Annotated in this window: 16 protein-coding genes and 1 pseudogene; all 17 read left to right on the plus strand. The window is 65.0% G+C overall.

Annotation, left to right across the window (positions count from 1 at the left end):
* The first annotated feature begins 12 nt into the window (after positions 1-12).
* The gene (tssE, locus tag BMY68_RS15615) at positions 13-420 is read left to right on the plus strand and encodes a type VI secretion system baseplate subunit TssE (RefSeq protein WP_007930282.1); all 408 of its coding nucleotides are present in this window, start codon (positions 13-15) and stop codon (positions 418-420) included.
* A 10-nt stretch (positions 421-430) separates the two neighbouring features.
* Positions 431-724, plus strand: a pseudogene (locus BMY68_RS15620) (PAAR domain-containing protein); the annotation flags it as partial.
* A 26-nt stretch (positions 725-750) separates the two neighbouring features.
* Positions 751-1,134, plus strand: coding sequence for a hypothetical protein (locus BMY68_RS15625; protein ID WP_085533180.1), 384 nt, complete (start codon positions 751-753; stop codon positions 1,132-1,134).
* 228 nt (positions 1,135-1,362) lie between these two features.
* A complete protein-coding gene (locus BMY68_RS15630; protein WP_239694096.1) occupies positions 1,363-1,713 on the plus strand; it encodes a hypothetical protein in 351 nt (116 codons plus the stop codon).
* 20 nt (positions 1,714-1,733) lie between these two features.
* Positions 1,734-2,153: a hypothetical protein gene (locus BMY68_RS15635; protein WP_139214888.1), complete on the plus strand. Its 420-nt coding sequence runs from the start codon at positions 1,734-1,736 to the stop codon at positions 2,151-2,153.
* 24 nt (positions 2,154-2,177) lie between these two features.
* Entirely contained in the window at positions 2,178-3,965 is a 1,788-nt protein-coding gene (gene tssF / locus BMY68_RS15640) for a type VI secretion system baseplate subunit TssF (protein WP_007930278.1), read from the plus strand.
* Positions 3,929-4,936, plus strand: coding sequence for a type VI secretion system baseplate subunit TssG (tssG, locus tag BMY68_RS15645; RefSeq protein ID WP_007930277.1), 1,008 nt, complete (start codon positions 3,929-3,931; stop codon positions 4,934-4,936). Before tssF ends, tssG begins: the two co-directional genes overlap by 37 nt.
* Positions 4,937-4,947: 11 nt before the next feature.
* Positions 4,948-7,602: a type VI secretion system ATPase TssH gene (gene tssH / locus BMY68_RS15650; protein ID WP_085532815.1), complete on the plus strand. Its 2,655-nt coding sequence runs from the start codon at positions 4,948-4,950 to the stop codon at positions 7,600-7,602.
* A 10-nt stretch (positions 7,603-7,612) separates the two neighbouring features.
* Positions 7,613-9,130 (plus strand): sigma-54 interaction domain-containing protein, encoded by a 1,518-nt coding sequence (locus tag BMY68_RS15655; protein WP_085532817.1) that lies wholly within the window; start codon positions 7,613-7,615, stop codon positions 9,128-9,130.
* Positions 9,131-9,225: 95 nt separating this feature from the next.
* Entirely contained in the window at positions 9,226-9,366 is a 141-nt protein-coding gene (locus BMY68_RS15660; RefSeq protein ID WP_007930271.1) for a hypothetical protein, read from the plus strand.
* A gap of 17 nt (positions 9,367-9,383) precedes the next feature.
* Positions 9,384-10,577, plus strand: coding sequence for a type VI secretion system-associated FHA domain protein TagH (tagH, locus tag BMY68_RS15665; protein ID WP_009041347.1), 1,194 nt, complete (start codon positions 9,384-9,386; stop codon positions 10,575-10,577).
* Positions 10,578-10,582: 5 nt separating this feature from the next.
* Positions 10,583-11,083 carry a type VI secretion system lipoprotein TssJ gene (gene tssJ, locus BMY68_RS15670; RefSeq protein WP_007930268.1) on the plus strand — a complete coding sequence of 167 codons (501 nt, stop codon included), beginning with the start codon at positions 10,583-10,585 and terminating at the stop codon, positions 11,081-11,083.
* 2 nt (positions 11,084-11,085) lie between these two features.
* Positions 11,086-12,417, plus strand: a complete 1,332-nt coding sequence (gene tssK / locus BMY68_RS15675; RefSeq protein ID WP_009051584.1) for a type VI secretion system baseplate subunit TssK — start codon at positions 11,086-11,088, stop codon at positions 12,415-12,417.
* 5 nt (positions 12,418-12,422) lie between these two features.
* Positions 12,423-13,292, plus strand: a complete 870-nt coding sequence (gene icmH / locus BMY68_RS15680; RefSeq protein WP_007930266.1) for a type IVB secretion system protein IcmH/DotU — start codon at positions 12,423-12,425, stop codon at positions 13,290-13,292.
* A 14-nt stretch (positions 13,293-13,306) separates the two neighbouring features.
* Positions 13,307-16,834, plus strand: a complete 3,528-nt coding sequence (gene tssM / locus BMY68_RS15685; protein ID WP_009046206.1) for a type VI secretion system membrane subunit TssM — start codon at positions 13,307-13,309, stop codon at positions 16,832-16,834.
* The gene (locus BMY68_RS15690; RefSeq protein WP_007930264.1) at positions 16,834-17,562 is read left to right on the plus strand and encodes a PP2C family protein-serine/threonine phosphatase; all 729 of its coding nucleotides are present in this window, start codon (positions 16,834-16,836) and stop codon (positions 17,560-17,562) included. Before tssM ends, BMY68_RS15690 begins: the two co-directional genes overlap by 1 nt.
* Positions 17,559-18,623, plus strand: coding sequence for a serine/threonine-protein kinase (locus BMY68_RS15695; RefSeq protein ID WP_085532819.1), 1,065 nt, complete (start codon positions 17,559-17,561; stop codon positions 18,621-18,623). The genes BMY68_RS15690 and BMY68_RS15695 overlap by 4 nt, the downstream gene beginning before the upstream one ends.
* Positions 18,624-18,635: the final 12 nt, after the last annotated feature.

The following is an 18,635-nucleotide window of genomic DNA, read 5'->3' on the forward strand; positions in this document are numbered from 1 at the left end:
AGGAGCTAGGTCATGACCGGATACGGCAGCCTTTTCGAACGCCTGAGTGGCGAGGCCGACAAACGTGTCGGCTGGAGCCGCGAGGTTTCCGCCATGGCGTCGGTGGCTGCCCATCTGGGCAAGATGCTCAGCACCCGTGCGGGCAGCGTGCAGACGCTGTCCGATTACGGGTTGCCCGATCTCAACGACATGCGCCTGAGCCTGCACGACGCCCTGAGCCAGGCTCGCCTGGCCATCGAAAGCTTCATCGAAGCCTACGAACCGCGTCTGAGCAACGTGCGTGTCGTTTCCCTGCCGCGTGATCACGACCAGCTCAAGCTGGCTTTCAATATCGAAGGCCTGCTTGAGGTGGACGGGTTCAAGCGCCAGGTCAGTTTTTCCGCGCGCCTGGATGGCAGCGGCCAGGTCAAGGTCAGTTAAGGAGACGAGGATGTCAGGTAAACCCGCAGCACGCGTCAGCGACCCCACCGCCTGCCCGCTCCCCGGCCACGCAACCAACCCGATCGCCGCCGGTTCCGGCGATGTGTTCTTCGACGGCCTCGCGGCCGCCCGCCAGGGCGATGCCTCGGCGTGTGGCGGTGCGATGTCCGGCGGCCTGGCGACTACCGTGCTGATCAACGGCAAGCCGGCGGCCACGGTTGATTCGGTCGGGACTCATGGAAATATCGTTATCGGTGGGTCGGGGACGGTGATTATCGGCAATTCGCATTCGCCGGCGCCGTTTTCCGGGATTGGCAAGGGTTGAACTCGATGACCAGGTTCGCCGGCTTCATCCTGCTTTTTGTTTCATTGAGCGGTTGCGCGGCTCAACAGGTTTACAACAACCAGGTGTATCTCGCGAACCGTTGCGGCCAGCCCCTGGAGATGAAGGTTTCCAACAGTTCCAACATGCATGCACTGGACCGAACGATGACCTCCGCGGCGGGCTCCCGCGTACTGGTGGCGAGCTTTGCCTCTTATGGCGAAGACGTGATCGAGCAGATACCGGCCAACTACTTGCTGACGATCAGCGATGCCGCCGGGAGCAAGACCATTGACGGCGCCCAGTTGAAACGGCACCTGAGTGGCGTGGAAAAGATCAGTGAAGGGACCCAGCGTGAATGGACGATCGATGACCGTACGTTCTGTTCATGAGGTGAGCGGTTGTTGAATGTCTTGGCGCTGAAATTTTCTCAAAAACGATAAGCAGGTAAGCAGGCGTGTCCTTTAACCACTACGACCCAAGCAAATTCGCCGCACTGCGCAAGCTGGGTCGGTGCGTGGAAAAAGGGGCTGGGTCAATCAGTGGGGTGCCCCGTGAAATTTTCTGAGGGGCCGATGCCAGCCATCGCGGCGCCCTCGATGAGGGGCAAGGTATTCAGGTTGCTCAACGCATTCCTTTGCTCGATCGGAGTGCTGGCGATCCTGGTGCTGTGCGCGCTGCTGTTTACCTGGCAGCGGAATACCCCGCCAAAACTGTTCGCTCATCCCAATGCGCTGTGGGTTGGCGCGGAGGATGGTGGTGTGTTCGTCGAAATCGCCAAGGCCGAGGCGCCGGATTATTACGTCGAGATCCGGCACGAGAATGGGGACATCTGGGCTGAAGGCTGGATTCGGTACGACGGCAAAGATGGCTTTCCGCTGAGTGCCGCGGCCATCACCGGGTTTGATGGCGAGGCGCTTTATCTACAGACCAGCGTTGCGATTACCTCTGAAAAAGCGGGGGCGCAGTAATCATGGGAGAGAGGGATTGCATGCTCAGTGCAGGCCGCCGTCGCTTGCTTGTCACAGCCCTCTGGATTCCGCTGGCCGTTCTCCTGCTCATGCTGCTGGACGAGTGTCTGAGAGGCACCCCTTTGACCATCGAGTTGTTCGAGACCTATGCGTTGACCATGGGCATTGTGGCGTACATCGCCTTTGCCCTTCTGGAAATGCGCCTGCTGCGTGGCAAGAGCGAGCAACAAATACTCGCGCGGGTCTGGCTCGGGCCGTTGCTGTTCATCCCTTTTTACGCCGCTTCGTGGATGCTTTTCCGGTTGGCAAAAATGCTTGGCGGTGATGCCAGTGACGTTGCACCGATGTTGGGTTGGCTGGTTTTCATTCCGTGTGTGCTCATCGTGGGCTACGTGGTTTCCGGGCTGACGGTTGCGCTCTACAGGACGGTTTATTCATGAGATTCAATACCAGGCAGGTAACCCGTGTCCTTTAACCACTACTACCAAAGCGAACTCACCGCGCTGCGTCAGCTGGGTCGCCGTTTCGCCGAGCGTAGTCCGGCCCTGGCGCCGTTCCTGGGCCAGGCCGGGCGGGATCCGGATGTGGAGCGCCTGCTCGAAGGTTTCGCCTTTCTCACCGGTCGCCTGCGGCAGAAGCTCGATGACGAGCTACCGGAACTCAGCCACTCGCTGATGCACTTGCTGTGGCCGAACTACATGCGGCCGTTGCCGGCGTTCAGCATTCTGCAGTTCGACCCGCTGAAGCAGTCCGGGCCGGCCCTGCGCGTGGAGCGTGATACGCCGGTGGAGAGCAAGCCCATCGATGACGTGCGTTGTCGCTTCCGCACTTGCTACCCGACCGAAGTCCTGCCGCTGGACCTGACGGCGCTGAATTACTCGGTGAAAGGCGACGGCGCGCTGCTCAGCCTGCGCCTGGAGATGAGCTGCGACGGCCACCTCGGCGAGCTGAACCTCAGCCGCCTGCGCCTGCACCTGGCGGGCGAGCGCTACATCAGCCAGATGCTCTACCTGAGCCTGCTGCGCAACCTCGAAGGCATCGAACTGGTGCCGCTGGGCATGGACGGCAAGCCGTTCCCGGGTGTCAGCGGCAATGCCATGTCGTTCAAGATGCCCGGCAACCGCGTGCAGCCGGTGGGCTTTGCCGAGGAAGAGGCGTTGATCCCGTATCCGCTGAACACCTTCCGCGGCTATCGCTACCTGCAGGAGTATTTCGCCTTCCAGGACAAGTTCCTGTTCGTCGACCTGAACGGCCTGGACCTGCTCAAGTCGCTGCCGGAGGACACCCTCAAGCAGCTGCACGGCCTTGAGGTACGCTTCGACATTCGCAAGAGCGGCATCCAGCGCCTGCGGCCGACCCTGGACAACGTGAAGCTGTACTGCACGCCGATCGCCAACCTGTTCAAGCACGACGCCCTGCCGATCCGCCTCGACGGCAAGCAGGACGAGTACCTGCTGCTGCCGGCCGAATACGACCTGGAAAACTGCGGCGTGTTCTCGGTGGAAACCGTGACCGGCTGGAAGCCCGGCGGCCTGGGCTACCAGGAATACGTGCCGTTCGAATCCTTCGAGCACGACCCGAGCTTCGACGTCCCGCAAAGCCGCCCGCACTACAGCATCCGCCAGCGTTCCTCGCTGCTGCACGACGGCCTGGACACTTACCTGAGCTTCGGCATCCGCCACACCGAGGCCCACGAAACCCTGTCCATCGAGCTGACCTGCACCAACCAGAACCTGCCGCGCCGGCTCAAGCTCGGCGAGATCAACCAGGCGTGCGAGGAAACCCCGGAGTTCCTCAGTTTCCGCAACATCACCCCGGCCACCTCGAGCTACGCGCCGCCGCTGAATCGCGACTTCCTGTGGAAGCTGATCAGCAATATGTCGCTCAACTATCTGTCGCTGGCCAACGTCGATGCGCTCAAGGTGATTCTCGAAACCTACGACTTGCCGCGCTACTACGACCAGCACCTGGAAAAGGTCAGCAAGCGCCTGCTGGGCGGGCTCAAGTCGATCCGCCATGAGCATGTCGACCGGTTGCATCGGGGCCTGCCGCTGCGCGGTCTGCGCACCGAGCTGACCATCGATCCGGAAGGCTATATCGGTGAGGGCGACATGTTCGTCTTCGCCTCGGTTCTCAACGAGTTTTTCGCTCTTTACGCCAGTCTCAACTCGTACCACGAGCTGCGGGTAAAAAGTACACAGGGAGAGGTGTACCAATGGACACCACGTATGGGTCTACAGCCCCTGCTTTAAGCGGGCTGACCCGGGTCATTCGCGAGTACTCGCTGTTTCAGGCCGTGCTGCTGGTGGTGGACCGGCTGCGCGATTCCCATCCGGGCCTGAGCGAAGAGGATCTCTACGACCAGCTGGAATTCCAGGCCAATCCGAGCCTGGGTTTCCCTGGCAGCGACGTCGATCGCGTGGAGTTTTTCGAAGAGCACGGGCAGATGCGCGCGCGCCTGCGGTTCAACCTGATCGGGCTGTTCGGTTCCGGCTCGCCGCTGCCGGCGTTCTACGGTGAACAAGCCCTGGGCGACAGCGAAGACGGCAACCCGACCCGCAACTTCCTCGACCTGTTCCACCATCGCCTGCAACGGCTGATGCTGCCGATCTGGCGCAAGTACCGCTACCGCGCCAGCTTCAAGAGCGGCGCGCTCGACCCGTTTTCCGCCCAGCTGTTCGCCCTGATCGGCCTCGGCGGCGAGGACATCCGCAAGGCCAAGGAGCTGAACTGGAAGCGCCTGCTGCCGTACCTTGGCCTGCTCAGCCTGCGGGCCCACTCGGCGGCATTGATCGAGGCCGTGCTGCGCTACTACTTCAAGCATGCGGACCTGGTGATCGAACAGTGCATCGAGCGCCGGGTGGAGATTCTCGAAGAGCAGCGCAACCGCCTGGGCCGCGCCAACAGCCAGCTCGGCGAAGACCTGGTGCTGGGCGAACGGGTGCGCGACCGCAGCGGCAAGTTCCGCATCCATATCCGCCAGCTCGACTGGCAACGCTTCCACGAATTCCTGCCGATCGGTTTCGGCTACCAGCCGTTGTGCGCGCTGGTGCGGTTCACCCTGCGTGACCCGCTGGACTACGACATTCGCCTGGTCCTGCGCCAGGAAGAAATCCGCGAACTGCGCATCGGTGAGCAGAACGCCTGTCGCCTGGGGTGGACCAGTTGGCTCGGCCGCGAACGCGCGGACGGCGTGGTGACCCTGGGCAGCAAAATTCATTAAGGACAGATGACATGATCAACGTAGACCTGCAGCAACTGATCCAGGCGCTGGACGCCGAAACCCGCCGTGACCTGGAAAGCTCCGCTGAACGCTGCGTCGCCCGGGGCGGCAGCAAGATCCTGGTCGAAGACCTGCTGTTGGGCTTGCTGGAGCGCCCGCAAGGCCTGCTCGCACGCGCGTTGCAGGACGCCGAAGTGGATGCCGGCGAGTTGAGCGCGGCGTTGCAATCGCGGGTCGAGCACAGCGCCTCGCGCAACCCGGTGTTCGCCCCGGAGCTGGTGCAGTGGCTGCAGGACGCCTTGCTGGTGGCCAACCTCGAACTGGGCCAGAGCCAGGTCGAGCAGGCGGCGCTGATCCTCGCGCTGCTGCGCAACCCGATGCGTTACGCCGGTAGCCGCTACCAGCCATTGCTAGCCAAGCTGAACATCGAGCGCCTGAAGGATTTCGCCCTGTCGCAGAAGGAAGAGCCGGCCAGCGGCAAGCCGGCGGCGCCGGGCGAATCGCTGTTGCAGCGCTTCACCCACAACCTGACCCAGCAGGCGCGCGAGGGCAAGCTCGACCCGGTGCTGTGCCGTGATGGCGCGATCCGCCAGATGGTCGACATCCTCGCCCGTCGTCGCAAGAACAACCCGATCGTGGTCGGCGAAGCCGGTGTCGGCAAGACCGCGGTGGTCGAAGGCCTGGCCTCGCGTATCGCCGCCGGTGAAGTGCCGCAAGTGCTCAAGGGCGTCGAGTTGCTGTCGCTGGACATGGGCCTGCTACAAGCGGGCGCCAGCGTGAAGGGCGAGTTCGAGCGCCGCCTCAAGGGTGTGATCGACGAGGTCAAGGCTTCGCCTAAGCCGATCATTCTGTTTATCGACGAAGCCCATACCCTGATCGGCGCCGGTGGCAACGCGGGCGGCTCCGATGCGGCCAACCTGCTCAAGCCAGCCCTGGCCCGTGGCGAGCTGCGCACCATCGCCGCCACCACCTGGGCCGAGTACAAGAAGTACTTCGAGAAAGACCCGGCCCTGGCCCGTCGCTTCCAGCCGGTGCAGTTGCATGAACCGACCGTCAGCGAGGCGGTGACCATCCTGCGTGGCCTGGCCCAGGTCTACGAGAAAAGCCACGGTATCTACCTGCGCGACGACGCGGTGGTGGCCGCGGCCGAACTGTCGGCCCGCTACCTGGCCGGCCGCCAGCTGCCGGACAAGGCGGTGGACGTGCTCGACACCGCCTGTGCCCGGGTGCGCATCAGCCTGGCCGCGGCGCCGGAGAGCCTGGAGCGCCTGCGTGGCGAGCTGGCCGAAGGCGGCCGTCAGCGTCAGGCGTTGCGCCGCGATGCCGAAGCCGGCCTGGTGATTGACCAGGAAGCCCTGGACGCGCTGGAGGCCCGCCTGGCCGAGGCCGAGGCCGAGCAGCAAGCCCTGGAAACCCTGTGGAGCGAACAGCGCACCCTGGCCGAGCGCCTGCTCGAACTGCGCCAGCAACTGGCCAAGGCCCGCGACGCGGCCAACCAGCCGTCGCTGGTGTCGGTGGAAGAAGATGCCGAAGGCACGGTGATCGAAACCCTTGCCGCTGAAGTGGAAGAAGGGCAGAGCGTCGAGGCACTGGAAGCCGCCCTCAACGAAACCCATCGCGCCCTGAGCGATGCCCAGAGCCAGGAGCGTCTGGTCAGCTTCGAAGTCTGCCCGCGCCTGGTGGCTGAAGTGATCAGCGCCTGGACCGGCGTGCCGCTGGCGCAGCTGGCCCGTGAACACAACGCCAAGGTCGCGAGCTTCGCCACCGACCTGCGCGCGCGCATTCGTGGTCAGGAGCAGGCGGTGCATGCGCTGGACCGCTCGATGCGCGCCACCGCCGCTGGCCTGAACAAGCCGGACGCGCCGGTGGGCGTATTCCTGCTGGTGGGCCCGAGCGGCGTCGGCAAGACCGAAACCGCCCTGGCCCTGGCCGACCTGCTGTACGGCGGCGATCGTTTTATCACCACCATCAACATGTCCGAATTCCAGGAGAAGCACACCGTGTCGCGCCTGATCGGTGCACCGCCAGGCTACGTCGGCTATGGCGAGGGCGGCATGCTCACCGAGGCGGTGCGGCAGAAACCCTATTCGGTGATTCTGCTCGACGAGGTCGAGAAAGCCGACCCGGACGTGCTCAACCTGTTCTATCAGATCTTCGACAAAGGCGTGGCCAACGACGGCGAAGGGCGCGAGATCGATTTTCGCAACACCCTGATCCTGATGACCTCCAACCTGGCCAGCGACCGCATCAGCGCCCTGTGCGAGAACGGCGAGCGGCCGAGCGCCGAGACCCTGGAAGAGACCATCCGCCCGGTGCTCAGCAAGCACTTCAAGCCGGCGCTGCTGGCGCGCATGCGCGTGGTGCCGTACTACCCGGTGGGCGGCCCGGTGCTGCGCGAGCTGATCGAAATCAAGCTGGGCCGTTTAGGTGAACGCCTGAACCGTCGCCAGCTGGATTTCACTCACTGCCAGAACCTGGTCGACCATCTGGCCGAGCGCTGCACCCAGAGCGAAAGCGGCGCGCGCCTGATCGATCATTTGCTCGACCTGCATGTATTGCCGCTGGTGGCCGACCGCCTGCTGGACGCCATGGCCACCGGCGAGAACCTCAAGCGCGTGCACGCGACGCTCGACAGCAGCGGCGGCGTGACCTGCGAGTTCGCCTGAGGTGGGTGTGATGTTCACTCGTGTACCGCAACCGCTGATCTACGCCGAGGCGCTGCTGGCGCAGTTCGCCAGCCTGTCGCGGGCGGCCGACGGTGGCGCGCTGCTGGGCGATTTCGTGCGCGGCGTGGCCGGGCTCAGCGGTTGCGAGCTGAGCCAGCTGTACCTGCTCGATGCCACTCATACCCGGCTCGGCCTGAGTGCCGAATGCCTGGGCGGCATCCTGCAACCGCGGGAAGCAGCGAGCCTGCCGGCGGACTACAACGGTGAGCAGCTATTGCAGTTCGCCCTGTGCCAGAACCGCGTGGTGAGCCTGGTGGGGTTGAGCGGCAGCCTGCACGAAACCAGTTTCCTGCCGGCCCGGGACACGCCCTGGCAGTCGCTGTTGTGCGTGCCGCTGGTGAACACGCAAAAGGCTGTCGAAGGCCTGCTGCTGTGTGCCAGTCGCGAACATATCGACCTGCAGGGCTTCGCCGATTCCATGGGGCAACTGGGCTCGTTCGTGCTCGGGCAACTGCACCTGCTGCAACGCCTGCGTCGTCCGGTGGGCGACGCGGCGCCGGTGGCCAGCACTCCGGTCAGCGCCAGCGGCTACGGGCTGATCGGCAACAGCACGGCCATGCGCCAGACCTACCAGTTGATCAGCAAGGTGCTGCACAGCCCCTACACCGTGTTGCTGCGCGGCGAGACCGGCACCGGCAAGGAAGTGGTGGCGCGGGCCATCCACGACTACGGCCCGCGACGCTCCCAGGCGTTCATCGTGCAGAACTGCGCGGCGTTCCCGGAGAACCTGCTGGAGAGCGAGCTGTTCGGCTACCGCAAGGGCGCCTTCACCGGCGCCGATCGCGACCGTCCGGGGCTGTTTGACGCGGCCAATGGCGGCACCCTGTTGCTGGACGAAATCGGCGACATGCCGCTGTCCCTGCAGGCCAAGCTGCTGCGCGTGCTGCAGGAGGGCGAGATCCGTCCGCTGGGCTCCAACGACACCCACAAGATCGACGTGCGCATCATCGCCGCGACCCACCGCGACCTGGCGGTGCTGGTCAGCGAGGGCAAGTTCCGCGAGGACCTGTACTACCGCCTGGCGCAGTTCCCGATCGAGCTGCCGGCCCTGCGCCAGCGCGAAGGCGACATCCTCGACCTGGCCCGGCACTTCGCCGACAAGGCCTGCGCCTTCCTCCAGCGCGACCCGGTGAGCTGGTCGGAAACCGCCCTCAATCACCTCTCGGGCTACACCTTCCCGGGCAACGTGCGCGAGCTCAAGGGCCTGGTGGAGCGGGCGGTGCTGCTGTGCGAAGGCGGCGAGCTGCTGGCCGAGCATTTCTCCCTGAGCATCGAAGCGTTGCCGGAGGAACCCGGGCTGAACCTGCGCGAGCGCCTGGAGAAGGTCGAGCGTCATCTGCTGCTCGATTGCCTGCGCAAGAACGACGGCAACCAGACCCTCGCGGCCCGCGAGCTGGGGTTGCCCAGGCGCACGCTGCTGTACCGCCTCGGGCGGTTGAACATCAATCTTGGCGACTTCGAGGGCTAGCGCGACATGACTGCCCCAAGCGCCTTTTTCGTTTCGCCAGGCGTCGCCCGCAAGGGTCGGCGCTTTGTGCATTGTCTACCCATGGAGACCCTCTGATGTCTGTTCGTCACTGGCAAGCCGCCCTGCTGGCTCTGATCGTTCTCAGCGGCCTCGGCGGCTGTAGCGGTAATTACAAATTCAACGACAACACCTATCGCCCATTGGGTGATCCGCAGGCGGTCAATCGCGGCAAGTGACCGCAAGGAGCATCATCATGGAACTGGTTTTCGAAATGCTGAACACCAAGCAGTTCGTGCCCACGGAGTTGAGCAGCAAAACCTTCAAGCAGGCCGGCGGGGTGATCGGGCGGGGCGAGGATTGCGACTGGATCATTCCGGACCGCAAGCGCCACCTGTCCAATCACCACGCGATCGTCAGCTACCGCGACGGGATGTTTTTCCTCACCGATACCAGCAGCAACGGTATCCAGGCCAGCGACAGCGGCGCGCGCCTGCGCAAGGGCGAGCCGCAGCGTATCGAGCACGGCAGCGTCTATGTGCTGGGGGATTTCGAGATCCGTGCGCGCCTGGTGCGCGATCCGGCGACCTTCGACGCCGAAGTCGGGCGTCCGCAGGCCGCCGGCAGCATCATTCCCGATGACGCATTCCTCGACCTCGACCCGCTCAACGCGCTGGATCAGCAGGAGCGGGTGTATTCGGAAATCGACGAGCTGACCGCGCTCAACACGCCGCGCCAGGAACCACGCCAGCGCGCGGACTATGCGCGGATCGACATGGAAAGCCTGCTGGTGCCTGAACTGGTGGCACAGCCCGAGGCGCCGGTCGCCGTCGAGCCGGCCCCGGTGGAGCGCCAGAGCGAAGGCTTTTGGGAGCATTTCGGCGCGGCGCTGGGGGTGGACCTCAAAGGCCTCGATCACGACGCCCGCGAAGCCCTGGCGATCGATGCCGCGCGCCTGCTCAAGCAAAGCATCGGTGGCCTGCAGCAGAGCCTGCGCACCCGCAGCGAGCTGAAAAACGAACTGCGCCTGGCCCTGACCACCGCCCAGGGCGGCAGCAAGAACCCACTGAAGTTCGCCGTGGACGCCAGCGAAGCGCTGGGCATCCTGCTGCAAGGCAACAAGCCCGGCCAGCTGCCGGCCGAGCAGGCGATCTCCCGTGCCTTCCGCGATCTGCAGGCGCACCAGGTGGCGCTGCTGACCGCCAGCCGCGCGGCCGTGCGCGGCACCCTCGAGCATTTCTCGCCGCAGCAGCTGACCCTGCGTTTCGAGCGCGACAACAAGCCGTTGCTGGCGACCTCCGGCAGCCGCTGGAGAGCCTACAACCGCTATCACCAGGCCCTGCGTCAGGACGATGACTGGAGCGAACGCCTGCTGGCCCGTGACTTCGCCCAGGCCTACGAAGAACAGATCCGCCTGATCTCCACCCTTCACACCGAACACCAAGGATGATGCGCATGTCTCGCTGCTCGACCCTGTTACTCAAGACGCTGGCCATGCTGACCGCCCTGGCGTTGCTGGCCGGCTGCTCGTCGCTGTCGCCGTACTCGACTATGACCAAGCTCAACCTCAAGCTGACCGCCAGCGACCAGCTCAACCCGGACCTCAACGGTCGCCCGTCGCCGATCGTGGTGCGGCTGATCGAACTCAAGCATCCGGTGGCCTTCGAGAACGCCGATTTCTTCAGCCTCTACGAGCGCGCCAAGGAGTCCCTGGCGCCGGACATGGTGGCCAGCGAAGAACTGGAACTGCGCCCGGGTGAAACCGTGGAACTCAAGCTCAGCGTCGAAGAAGGCAGCCGCTACGTCGGTGTGCTGGCGGCCTACCGCGATATCTCCGAAGCCCAGTGGCGCTATGTGGTGCAGCTCACTCCGGTGGAGCTGACCGAAGCCGATCTGACCCTCGACCAGGCCGGTATCCGCACCAGCAACGCAACGCTCGCCAAGGCGGACAAGTAATCATGAACGTGCATAAAGTCATTTGGCAGGAAGGCATGTTGCTGCGCCCGCAGCACTTCCAGCACAACGATCGCTACTACGACTACCAGATGAAAACCCGCACCCAGTTGCTGGGCAGTTATTCCTGGGGTTTCCTGAGCCTGGAGATCGACTTGCAGTTCCTCAACATGGGCAAGCTGGTGATCAGCCAGGCCTCCGGCATCCTGCCCGACGGCAGCCTGTTCGAACTGGGCGGCAACACCGAGCCGCTGGCCCTCGACGTGCCGCCGAACACCGGCAACACCCCGGTGTACCTGGCCTTGCCGCTGGTGACCGGCAACCACATCGAGGCGCGCCGTCCGGAGCAGTCCGATGTGCTGGCGCGCTACACCACCTACGAGGCGGAAGTGGCCGACTCCAACGCCGGCGACGATTCCAGCAGCCAGGTCAGCTGCGCCCGGCCGGACTTCCGCCTGCTGCTGGGCGAGCAACAGAGCGACCAGGCCTATGTGAAGCTCAAGCTCTGCGAAGTCCTCGATACCACTCCCGACGGGGTGATCAGCCTCGACCCGGACTTCGTGCCGACCTTCATCCACGCCCATGCCTCGAGCTACCTGCTGTCGTGCCTGAAAGAAGTGATCAGCATGCTCAGCCACCGTGGCGACACCATTGCCGACCGGATCCGCTCCAACGGCAAGGTCGGCGGCGCCGAAGTCGGCGACTTCATGATGCTGCAACTGATCAACCGCACCGAACTGCTGCTGCGCCACTACCTGGGCCTGGAGCAGGTGCACCCGGAAGAGCTGTACCGCACGCTGCTGACCATGCTCGGCGATCTGGCGACCTTCGCCAGCGACAGCAAGCGCCCGCGCCTGGACAGCCGCTACCAGCACAGCGACCAGGGTGCGAGCTTCCGCAAGTTGATGGACGCGATCCGCCAGGTGCTGTCGATGGTGCTCGAACAGCACGCCATCGAGCTGGTGCTGCAGGCGCGTCAGTACGGGATCATCGTGTCGCCGTTGCACGACCACAAGCTGCTGGGGTCGGCCTCGTTCGTCCTGGCCGCCAGTGCCAACTGCGACTCCGAAGAACTGCGCCATCGCTTGCCGGCGCACCTCAAGGTCGGCCCGGTGGAGCGGATTCGCCAGCTGGTCAACCTGCACCTGCCGGGGATCAAGGTCAAACCCTTGCCGGTGGCGCCACGGCAGATCGCGTTCCACTCCAACAAAACCTATTTCATCCTCGAGCTCAGTTCCGAAGACCTGGCGCAACTGGAGCGTTCCGGCGGTTTCGCCTTCCACGTGTCCGGCGAATTCGCCGAGCTTGAACTGAAATTCTGGGCCATCAGGAACTGACCGACATGATCAAGGACATGGAACACAACCAGGACGACAAGACCGTCCTGCTCGATCGCCAGGGCCATGGCCCGGCACAGAGTCCGCTGACCGATTTCGCCGCGCCGCCGCGCTTCGAGCAACTGGAAGAACGGATGATCTACGCCGCGCGCCTGCGCCCGGCCGAGGCCTTCAACATCAGCCTGAACGCGCTGGTGGCGGCGGCCTCCGATCTGTTGTCGGAAGTGGTGCGCCTCAAGCACAGCGACACCCGCGAAGACCTGTACGCGCTCAACGAGCGCCTGACCTCGGCCTTGAAGCTGTTCGAGGTGCGCGCCCTGCACAACGGCGCCGAAAGCAGCCAGGTCATGGCCGCCCGCTACGTGCTGTGCACCGTGGTCGACGAGGCGGTGGTCACCACCCCGTGGGGCAATGAAAGCGAGTGGTCGCAGATGAGCCTGCTCAGCAGCTTCCACAACGAGACCTTTGGTGGCGAGAAGTTCTTCCAGCTGCTGGACCGGCTGTCGAAGAACCCGGTCAAGCACCTGCCGATGCTGGAACTGATGTACCTGTGCCTGTCGCTGGGCTTCGAGGGCAAGTACCGGGTCATGGCCCGCGGCATGCTCGAACTCGAAGGCATTCGCGACGCGCTGTACCGGCAGATCCGTCAGCTGCGTGGCGACGTGCCGCGCGAGCTGTCGCCACACTGGGAAGGCTTGCACGACAAGCGTCGCAGCCTGGTGCGCATCGTGCCGTGGTGGATGGTCGCGCTGTTCACGGTGGTCTGCCTGGTGGTGATGTATTCGGGGTTCGCCTGGGTTCTGGGCGAGCAGCGCGAGACCGTTCTGCAACCTTATCAGCAGCTTGACCCGGCCGTGGTCCAGCCCCAGCCGTAATACAGGGACGTGTGATGAAAAACTTCTTCAAGAAAGTCGGCGCCTTCCTGCGCAAGACGTGGGTCTGGACGCTGTTGCTGGTGCTGTTCGTGGCACTGCTGGTGTGGTTCGTCGGGCCGCTGCTGGCGGTCAACGACTACAAGTTCTGGGAAAGCGCGACCTCGCGCCTGCTGACCATCAGCGTGCTGTTCCTGATCTGGGGCCTGACCATGGTCTTCGTCAGCTGGCGCGCCGGGGTCCGCAAGAAAGAAATGGAAGACAGCGAAGACGGCCAGGAACGCCTGCGCCGCGAAGAGCTGATCGACGAGGAACAGAAAGAGCTGCGCAGCCGCTTCAAGGAAGCCATGCGCACCCTCAAGACCTCCAGCCTGTACCGCGGGCGCAGCGAGCGCTGGCGCAACGACCTGCCCTGGTACCTGCTGATCGGTCCGCAGAGCAGCGGCAAGACCAGCCTGCTGGACTTCTCGGGCCTTGAGTTCCCGATCAACAAGATCGACCGCAAGCTGACCCGCGACACCGTCGGCACCCGGCATTGCGACTGGTACTTCGCCGACCACGGCGTGCTGATCGACACCGCCGGCCGCTACCTGACCCAGCCCGACGCGGAAGTCGACGCCAGTGCCTGGAGCACCTTGCTCAACCTGCTGCGCAAGCGCCGTCGCGGGCGTCCGCTCAATGGCGTGCTGGTGACCATTCCGGTGGAGCTGCTGCTGAGCGGCAACGAGCAGGATCTCGAGACCCTGGCGCGCCAGGTCCGCGCGCGCCTGCAGGACGTGCATCAGAAATTGCATGTCGATGTGCCGGTGTACCTGGTGCTGAGCAAGGCCGACCAGTTGCTGGGCTTCGACGAGTTCTTCGACCAGCTGAGCCGCGAGGAAAGCGACCAGGTGCTCGGCACCAGCTTCCGCAAGGAACAGAACGGCACCGACGTCGCCGTGCTGCGCCAGGAGTTCGAAGAGCTGCTGCGGCGCCTGAACAGCCAGGTGATCATGCGCATGCACCAGGAGCGCGACACCCAGCGCCGTGGCCGCATCCTCGACTTCCCGCACCAGTTGGGCCAGATCGGCGAGCACCTGTGCCTGTTCGTCGACATGGCGTTCACCGGCAACCGTTACCAGCGGGCCAGCCAGCTGCGCGGCTTCTACCTGACCAGCGCGCCGCACCTGACCGAAAAGCTCGACCCCGACACCGCCAGCATCGGCGCCAGCCTGGGCATGGCGGCCGGTGTGCTGCCGACCCTGCGCAGCGGTCGTTCGCGCTTCATTCACCACCTGCTGAGCCGGGTGATTTTTCCCGAGGCCGACCTGGCTGGCCTGGACAAGCGCGAGCGCAATCGCATCCATTGGGGCCAGCGTGCGCTGTACGTTGGCGCGCTGGTGGCCCTGGCCTTGTTCGGCCTGCTCTGGGCCGGCGGTTTCTCCGCCAACTACGAGCGCCTGGAAAACCTGCGCTCCCTGGCGCAGAACTGGAACCAGCAGCGCACGGCGCTGACCGCCCGCGACGACGCGATGGCGGCGCTCAAGACCCTCGACACCAGCTTCGAAGCCACCAAGGTGTTCCCGGCCAAGGGCGACGTCTCGCTGCACGAGCGGGTCGGCCTGTACCAGGGCGAGGAAAGCAACCCGGTGGTGCTCAGTGCCTACGAGCGTGAGCTGCAAGCCCAGCTGTTGCCACGGGTGGCGCAGATGCTCGAAGGGCAGATCCGCGGCAACATGCGCGACCGCGACCGCCTGCTCAACAGCCTGCGGGCGTACCTGATGCTGAACATGCAGGACCGTCGCGATCCGTCCTGGCTCAAGGACTGGGTGGCCAGCGACTGGTCGACGCGCTACGCCGGCAACACCGCGGTGCAGAACGGCCTGAACGCGCACTTCGAACGCCTGCTCAAGCTGCCGTTCAGCTACCCGCTCAACGACACGCTGGTGGCCCAGGCGCGCCAGGTGCTGCGCAGCGAGTCGCTGGCCAACGTGGTCTACCGCGTGCTGCGCGAACAGGCGCGGAGCCTGCCGGAGTACCGCCTGAGCCAGCACCTGGGGCCGCAGGGCAGCCTGTTCGTCGGCACCGACTACGCGATTCCGGGCTTCTACACCCAGCAGGGTTACCAGCAGTATTTCTCGGTCCAGGGCACGGCGCTGGTCACCGATATCCTGCGTGACAACTGGGTGCTGGGCGAAGGCAGCGGCATCAGCGGCATGGACCTGCGCCGCCTGATGGTGGAGCTGGAGCAGCTGTACTTCCGCGACTACGCCAATTTCTGGAGCGAAGCGGTGGGCCAGGTCGGCCTGCAGCCGTTCAACGATGCCGGCGAAGGCGCCGATCAGGTCGCCGGCCTGACCTCGGCCAACTCGCCGGTGCTGCAACTGCTGGTGGAAGTGCGTGAGAACACTCGCTTCCAGGCCATCGCCGAAAGCGCCGAAGACGTGACCGCCGCGGCGGATAAAGCCGCCGAGAAGGGCGGGGCGCTGGGCAAGGTCGCGGCGGCTGCCGCGGGCAAGGCCCAGGAAGCTTTGGCCAAGAACCTGCCGGACACCGCGAAGAAGTCGCTGCAACGTCGCTTCGAACCGCTGCACCGCCTGCTGGACGACAACAACGGCCCGGCGGCGGACCTGACGCCAGCGCTGCAAGCGTTGAACGACCTGCAACTGCAACTGGCCGGCCTGGCCCGTGCCAGCGCGCCCGAGCAGGCGGCGTTCGAAATGGCCAAGACCCGCATGAGCGGCCAGCGCGATGCCCTGAGCAACCTGCGCAACGCCTCGGTGCGCCTGCCGCGTCCGGTGAGCGTGTGGTTCAACGTGCTGGCGGAAGACACCTGGCGCCTGGTGCTCAACGACTCCTACCAATACCTGAACCAGCGTTATCAGAGCGAGCTGTACAGCTTCTACGGCAAGGCCATCAGCAAGCGTTATCCGTTCAGCGCCCACAGCACCAGCGATGTCGCCATCAGCGACTTCCGCGAGTTCTTCAAGGCCCAGGGCATCGCCGACCGCTTCTTCGAAAACTACATGCGGCCTTTCGTCAGCGGCGATCCGGGCAACTACCGCCTGCGCAGCATCGACGGCCACAGCCTGCCGATGTCCAAGGTCTACCTCGACCAGATGGCCGCGGCCCAGGTGATCCGCCAGAGCTTCTTCTCGGAGAACCCGGCGGAGCCGCAGGTGCAGTTCAAGCTGGAGCCTTACACCCTGGACCCGGCGGTGAGCCGTTCCGAGTTCCGTTTCGGCGACAAGACCATGGAATACCGCCATGGCCCGATCGTGCCGGTGTCCTTCAAGTGGCCGACCGATGCCGAAGACGGCCGCACCAGCCTGGTGCTGGACAAGATGGCCGGGCGCCCGGTGGGCATCGAAAAGAACACCGGCCCCTGGTCGCTGTTCCGTCTGTTCGACCTGATGCAGACCGAGTACCTGACCGGCCGTGACGTGCTGGTGCTCAAGGCCGACCTGGGCGGCCTGCGCGCCAACTACCTGCTGATGAGCCAGCGCACGCCGAACCCGTTCGACATGGGTGTGCTGCGTACCTTCCGCATGCCGGTGCAGCTCTGATGCTGGTTGCCAGTACCTGGCGCAGCGCTGCGCGCACCGACCCGGGCAAGGTTCGGGCGCGCAACGAAGATGCCTTCCTCGACTGTCCGGAGCAGGGGCTCTGGGTGGTCGCGGACGGCATGGGCGGGCATCAGGGTGGCGACATCGCCAGCCAGTTGATCGTCGCCAGCCTGGCCGAGTTGCCGGCGCAAGACAGCTTTGACGAGCGGCTCAAGGGCCTGCGCCAGTGCCTGCACTGGCTCAACCGGCGCCTGGGCCAGGAGTTGACCGTCACTGCCGAGCGCCACGACAGCATCATGGGCAGCACCGTGGTCGCGCTGTTGCTGGAAGGCGACCGCGCGGCGTGCATCTGGGCCGGCGACAGTCGTTGTTACCTGTGGCGCGGGCAGCGTCTGTACCAGCTGTCCAAGGACCATTCGCTGCAGCAGCAACTGATCGACGAGCAGCAGATGAGCGTCGAGCAGGCGCGGGCCCATCCGGCGGCCAATGCCCTGACCCGGGCGGTGGGCGCCAGCGAGCAGCTGACCCTGGATGTGCTGGAGTTGCAGGTCTACCCCGGCGATGCCTTCCTGCTGTGCAGCGACGGCCTGTACCAGGGCCTGACCAGCGATGCGCTGGGCAATGCCTTGAGCCTGGCTTCGCCGCAGGTGGCGCTGGAGCGTCTGTTCGACGGCGCCCTGCGCGGCTCGGCGCGGGACAATCTGACCGCCGTGGTGATCCGCCAATGAGTGATCTCAAATCCGGTCTGGATAACATCCTGATGAGCGAGGAAGAGGCCAGCAACCTGACCTATTTCGCCTTCGCCAAGGCCAATGAGGCGCCGCGTCCCGTGGCGCCCAAGGCCAAGGGCAAGGGCCGCAACCGCTCCAGGAGCCGCCCCCGTTCCAAGGCCCAGGCCGTGGTGCCTGTGGGCGGGTTGCCGGACGTATTGGCCGGACGTTACCGCCTCGAGCGCCTGCTCGGGGCCGGTGGCATGGGCGCGGTCTACCGCGCGCGGGACCTGCTGCATGAGCAGTTCGGCGATCCCGACCCTTACATAGCGCTCAAAGTCATGAGCGAAGAATTCTCCGAGACGCCGGATGCCAGCGCCTTGCTCTACAGCGAGTTCGCCCTGACCCGACGCCTGCGCCACCCGAACGTCGTGCGCCTGCACAGCTTCGAGGTGGACACCCAGTGCCAGCGCGCCTTCATCACCATGGAGCTGATGCGCGGCCTGACCCTGGACAAACTGCTCTGCGAGCGGCCGTTGGGCCTGCCGTGGAAAGAGCTGCGCGATGTGGTGCGGCCGCTGCTCGATGCCCTGGCGTACAGCCACGCTCGCGGTGTGCTGCACGGCGACCTGAAGCCGAGCAACGTGATGCTCTGCGAAGACGGCGTGCGGCTGTTCGACTTCGGCCTGAGCCAGGCCGAGGAGGGCATCCTTCCCGGCCTGCCGCAACTGAGCCGCAGCCGCTTCAACGCCTGGACGCCCGGCTATGCCGCCCCCGAATTGCTGGAGGGCGGCGCCTTGTCGGCCAGCGCCGACCTGTACGCGGTGGCCTGTGTGATCTATGAACTGGCCTGCGGCAAGCACCCGTATCGCCGGTTGCCGTCGACCCAGGCCCGCGACGAACGCCTGGACCGCTCGCTGCAAGCGCCCAGGCATCTACCCAGACACTGTTGGCCAGCCCTGCGCGCGGCGCTGGCCTTCGACGTGGCGGAACGCACCATCTCCGCCCAAGCATTGCGCGATGCCATGCGCGCGGATTCGTCCTGGCTGCAACGCTGGTTCCATCGGCGTAACGGATGACCATCGAACAGG

This window comes from Pseudomonas sp. NFACC41-3 (assembly GCF_900109505.1).
GTDB classification, from domain to species: Bacteria; Pseudomonadota; Gammaproteobacteria; order Pseudomonadales; family Pseudomonadaceae; genus Aquipseudomonas; species Aquipseudomonas chlororaphis.